The sequence below is a fragment of the uncultured Ruthenibacterium sp. genome (genome assembly GCF_963558415.1).
Classification (GTDB): domain Bacteria; phylum Bacillota; class Clostridia; order Oscillospirales; family Ruminococcaceae; genus Ruthenibacterium.
This window is the reverse complement of the sequence record NZ_CAUWGY010000121.1, coordinates 1-5028: the sequence shown is the minus strand read 5'-3', so window position 1 is coordinate 5028 and position 5028 is coordinate 1. Positions and strand designations below refer to the sequence as shown.

Below are 5028 nucleotides of genomic sequence, written 5' to 3'. Positions count from 1 at the left end.
ACTGAGTCACGATTGCCACTACATTTTGTGCATTCAAGCCAACCGTCATAGACGGCGTAAGGTCATTGACCACTAAAACTGTCTGCGGGGGAAGTTGTGAAAGATCCACCTGTTTTACATGAAGCAAAAGCCTCAGTAATCGGTCACGAATGTCCCGAACATCGGCCGCTCTCTGCCGAATCAGCTCATCATCGGCTTGTGAAAACAATTCTTCATAAATGCCACATACAGAATCTACAGCTTGTTCAGCTATACATCCCTGCTGCGTCTTTTCCTCCATCTGAGAACGAAGAAAGGGATCGTCTACCATCGCAATGTGTCCATTCAAGATTTCTGCTTCGTGTTGCCCTAATGAACCTCGCATTCGTTGCGCCATTCCGGCTGTTTCCTCGCGAAATGCCGCGATAGCAGCCAACAATCTTGCCTTCTCCGCCTCAGCCCCAGCGTATGCAATACCGGTATAGTCCAGAACGCATTCATGGACACATACTGCACTCCCCAAACCCACTCCAGCAGACGCGCTGATTCCGTTTAAGGTCATTGCACCGCCCCCTTTTCTTATTCGCCCAGTCCGGATTGAATCAACGCCACAGCCTTGTCTAAAGCTGCCTGTTCATCGCTTCCTTCACAGCGAATCTCAATTTCGGCCCCCTGTTTGATGCCAGACGCCATCAAATTCATAATGCTTTTTCCATTGATGCTGCGGTCTTTGTAATTAATTGTCACTTCACTTTCAAAGGGAGTCATTTCCCGAATAAACACCTGTGCGGGACGCATATGCAATCCCATTGGATTTGTAACAGTTACTTTTGCGGATACCATATTATCATCCTCCTTTTTTCTTTCATAGGGGATTTTTCCACCTTATTTTAGCTCTTTCTTCTATCTCTTTTCAAGAGCGCCAGCAAAACCATTCCAATTACAGCTCCTGCTGCCAAAGCTAATAAATAAGCCAAGCGATGTTCCATCACGGGTAACACAAAAATTCCGCCATGCGGTGCCATCAAGCTACATCCAAACCACATGGACAGCGCACCCGCAGCGGCACTTCCCACCACGCAAGCTGGAATAACGCGAAGTGGATCGGCGGCTGCAAAGGGAATAGCCCCTTCTGTAATAAAGCACAACCCCATAATATAATTCACTACACCCGAACGACGTTCTTCCGCAGTGAATTTTCCCGAGAAAAAGGTTGTGCACAGAGCAATTGCCAAAGGCGGGACCATACCCCCGGCCATAACGGCAGCCATCATCTGATATTCAATGGCTCCGCTGGCAGCGCCCGAAGCCGCTGCAGTGGCAATGGCACCTGTTCCGGTAACATAAGCGGCCTTATTAAATGGGCCGCCCATATCAATGCTCATCATACCACCTAGCACTGCACCTAAAAAGACTTTGCTCACACCACTAAGCGAATTCAGAAACGTTACCAATCCATGATTAATCGCGCCAAGCACAGGATTGATCAAACACATAAACGCGCCTATTGCCAAAATTCCTACAACCGGATATAGCAAAATCGGTTTTATGCCCTCAAGGCTCTCTGGCATGCGATTGCATAGTATTTGCAACCACTTCATAAAATCCCCGCCTGCAAAACCTGCAAGCAATGCTCCTAAAAAGCCGGCGGAAACAGGTGTCGAACCGCTCAGGATCGTTGAAAAAGAAATTCCGGTTGCTGCCAAAGCTCCACCTACAAATCCAACCGCAAGCCCCGGTCGATCCGCAATGCTCATCGCAATATAGCCAGCCAAAACTGGCATCATAAACTGAAACGCCTGGCTGCCCACCGTTTTCAAAAATGCGGCCAAAGGAAGATTTGTTCCAAATGCGGCCGGATTTTGCGGGTCGTATACATCCGTTAGATATGCCAACGCAATCAAAATTCCGCCGCCAATTACGAATGGAAGCATGTGCGAGACACCATTCATTAAATGCTTGTAAAGCACACGCGCCGGACTTTCTCCTGCAGTAGACGTTTCTACAACGGAAACTTCGGCATTTCGTTCAATGTGATGGTAAACAGGAACTTCTTTATTCTGTATCTGCGAAATCAGTTCATCTGGATGATGAATCCCTTCAGAAACCGGCACGAATAAAACAGGTTTTCCCGAAAAGCGAGCCGTTTCCACATGCTTATCCGCCGCCACGATGATTCCATCTGCAAGGCGAATTTCCTCATCTGTCAAACGATTTTTCACACCACCGCTTCCGTTTGTTTCAACTTTGATTGGAATTTGCAACTCTTCCCCGGCTTTTTCCAACGCCTTCGCTGCCATATACGTATGCGCAATTCCCGTCGGACATGCCGTGACCGCCAATACTTTATACTTAACCGCTGAATTGGATGGCTTCTCATCGTCTTTAGATACTTCATCAAACTTTTCTCGTTCAAAGCGTTCCACAACTTTTAAAAACGTCTGGGCGTCTCCTGCTTTGCGCAATTCACATGCAAAAGAAGGATCCATGAGCAATGTCATCAGACGCGCCAAAATCTCCAGATGTTTCTCGCCGTCAAGCGGTGCCGCAATCATGAAAAACAAATCAGAAGGCAGACCATCCATTGAGCCATAATCTACCCCCTCATCCAAAACCGCCGCTGCTAAGCTTGGGCGAACCACTGCATCTGACTTAGCGTGGGGCACGGCAATTCCGGCCTCTATTGCCGTACTTGATTGTTTTTCCCGTTCCCAAACCGCCTCTTTGTATTTTTCGACATCGTTCAATGCACCACTTTTTTGCTGTAAATCCACCAGCAAATCAATTACTGCAGGTTTATCCTTCATTTGCACGCCTAGTGCAATGCATCGCGAGTCCAGAAGATCCACTATTTTCAAATGACCCCGCTCCTTTCTTATATCAGACCTTACTCAGCAGTCTCTCAATCTCTTGACGCTCTGCAATACCATCGGCAAAAGCTGTAGCGCTTCCTGCAGCAATTCCAATACGCAAAGCCTGGACAGGATCGTTGCTCTTCAACCATCCCGCCAAAAAACCTGCTACCATAGAGTCTCCTGCACCTACAGAGTTCTTTACGATTCCATGCGGAGCTTCCATCGTATGAAAGATTCCGTCTTCGTCCAAAAGAACCGCTCCGTTCTCTCCCAAAGACACCAACACATTCCGAGCTCCCCATTGCTGAAGTTGTCTTGTGCACTCCTCTATTTGAGGTACTGATATCTTCTTTAGATGGAAAATCCCTTCCAGTTCCATTTGATTTGGTTTAACTAAAAAAGGACGAAATTTCAAAGTATCTGTCAACAAAGTTCCTTCTGCATCTACTATAAATTTTACACCGTTACCCGCTAAACGAGACAGCACTTTTTCGTAAAAATTTGCAGGGATGGTCGGCGGAATGCTCCCCGCCAAAACCAAAAAATCGTCCGCCTTTAACAAATCCAGCTTGCGTTCCAAGGCCTCTAGTTCTTTTTCGCTAACCCTTGGGCCACGACCATTGATCTCTGTCTCGCAAGCGCTTTTTAATTTTACATTGATTCGGCTAAATCCATTCTCTATTTGGACAAAATCTGTTTTTATCCCTTCTTTTATTAAAAAGCGCTCAATCTCTCGACCGGTAAATCCAGCTATAAAGCCCATGGCCGTTGTTTCCACAGCCAAACGATTGAGCAGCATAGATACATTAATCCCTTTGCCACCGACCTGTACCAATTCACGGCTAGCTCGATTTAATGTTCCGGTTCGAAATTGTTCCACTCCCACTACATAGTCAATCGCAGGATTGAGCGTTACAGTATAAACCATTGCCTCATCTCTCCTTGACAGCAAAACACCACTGTAAAAAATGTGTCCCAAACAGCGTTCTCTTATTCGTTTGAGCAAAAGTTTTTCAATAGAACTCTCAGCCTCTTTTTCATATTACCATGTGCATTTTGTCATCTCAATGCCTTTACAATTTTACTACCTACTCTTGCACAATTTCATAAAATTGTATCGATTTTTATTTGTTTCTCCGACGTTTTTACAAAATCGAAGGCCGCAGCACAAAGACACTTGACTTTGAGTTGCGCACATGCTATTTTATAAAAAGTTACACTGCAACATGACAAACGAAGTTCGTAGGAAAAAGCGCAAGCTTACCGAAGAAGTAAAACTTTCAGGTGTGCATTCTGCACGCGGACTATGAACGGATGCGGCTCTGGAGAATCCCCGTGGGGTGCCGAAGGTGCAAGACGCTTTTCAAGGAAAGCGTTAATCTCTCAGGCAAAAGGACAGAGTGGATGCAGGTGCGACGACCTTATGGTTGTTTGCTGTTTCCAGAGCCGAACCCTTTATGGGTTCGGCTTTTTTGTTTGCCGTGCAGACAAAAGTGAAGAGGAGTATAAGAAATGGAACAATTTACACAGTTGGTACGCGTAGTCAGTGACTTTTTCTGGAACAACATTCTTTTGTTTCTCCTGTGCGGCACCGGAATTTATTTTACCTTTCGTTTAAAATTCGTTCAGGTTCGAAAATTCGGCGAAGGTATGCGGCGTCTCTTCGGTGGGTTCAATCTGAATGGTGCCAAAGCAGGACACGAAGGAATGAGTTCCTTTCAGGCTTTGACCACTGCCATCGCAGCACAGGTCGGTACCGGAAATATTACTGGCTGCGCCACAGCCTTAGCGTCTGGTGGTCCCGGTGCTATTTTTTGGATGTGGGTCAGCGCCTTTTTCGGCATGGCCACGATATATGCCGAAGCACTGCTCGCTCAAAAATTCCGCACAACAGTCAACGGACATGTGACCGGTGGTCCTATTTATTACATCCGAGCCGCTTTTAAAGGAAAGTTCGGAGTATTTCTGGCCGGCTTTTTTTCCATTGCTATTATTTTTGCCCTTGGATTTATGGGCAATATGGTCCAGTCCAATTCTATTGGCGCTGCATTTGCAACTGCCTTTCACGTTCCACCATTGCTGGTCGGATTTTTGGTTGCCGCGGTCGCTGCGTTTATCTTTGTGGGTGGGGTAAAACGAATTGCTTCCGTGACTGAAAAACTGGTTCCAATTATGGCGGTCTTCTACATTGTTG

Annotated in this window: 5 protein-coding genes and 1 riboswitch; of the genes, 1 reads left to right on the top strand and 4 read right to left on the bottom strand. The window is 46.3% G+C overall.

Translation table 11 applies throughout. The annotated features are described in order from the left end of the window. The 4 genes from AB5H98_RS12660 to pfkB all read right to left on the bottom strand — a co-directional run. The coding region (locus AB5H98_RS12660; protein ID WP_367926256.1) for a phosphoenolpyruvate-utilizing N-terminal domain-containing protein at positions 1-541 on the bottom strand (541 nt) is incomplete at its 3' end. A gap of 17 nt (positions 542-558) precedes the next feature. Then, complete coding sequence (locus AB5H98_RS12655) at positions 559-822, bottom strand: HPr family phosphocarrier protein (protein WP_367926255.1); 264 nt, start codon at positions 820-822, stop codon at positions 559-561. 47 nt (positions 823-869) lie between these two features. After that, entirely contained in the window at positions 870-2837 is a 1968-nt protein-coding gene (locus AB5H98_RS12650; protein ID WP_367926254.1) for a fructose-specific PTS transporter subunit EIIC, read from the bottom strand. Between the two features lie 22 nt (positions 2838-2859). Then, positions 2860-3762 carry a 1-phosphofructokinase gene (gene pfkB / locus AB5H98_RS12645; protein WP_367926253.1) on the bottom strand — a complete coding sequence of 301 codons (903 nt, stop codon included), beginning with the start codon at positions 3760-3762 and terminating at the stop codon, positions 2860-2862. A gap of 384 nt (positions 3763-4146) precedes the next feature. Next, positions 4147-4243, top strand: a riboswitch (glycine riboswitch). A 103-nt stretch (positions 4244-4346) separates the two neighbouring features. Between pfkB and AB5H98_RS12640 the strand changes: the two genes are divergently transcribed. Further along, positions 4347-5028 (top strand): alanine/glycine:cation symporter family protein (locus AB5H98_RS12640; RefSeq protein ID WP_367926252.1); only part of this gene is annotated, 682 nt, incomplete at its 3' end.

Coding starts and splice junctions, on each gene's coding strand:
- AB5H98_RS12655 (WP_367926255.1), bottom strand. CDS start 822: ATGGTATCCGCAAAAGTAACTGTTACAAATCCAATGGGATTGCATATG.
- pfkB (WP_367926253.1), bottom strand. CDS start 3,762: ATGGTTTATACTGTAACGCTCAATCCTGCGATTGACTATGTAGTGGGA.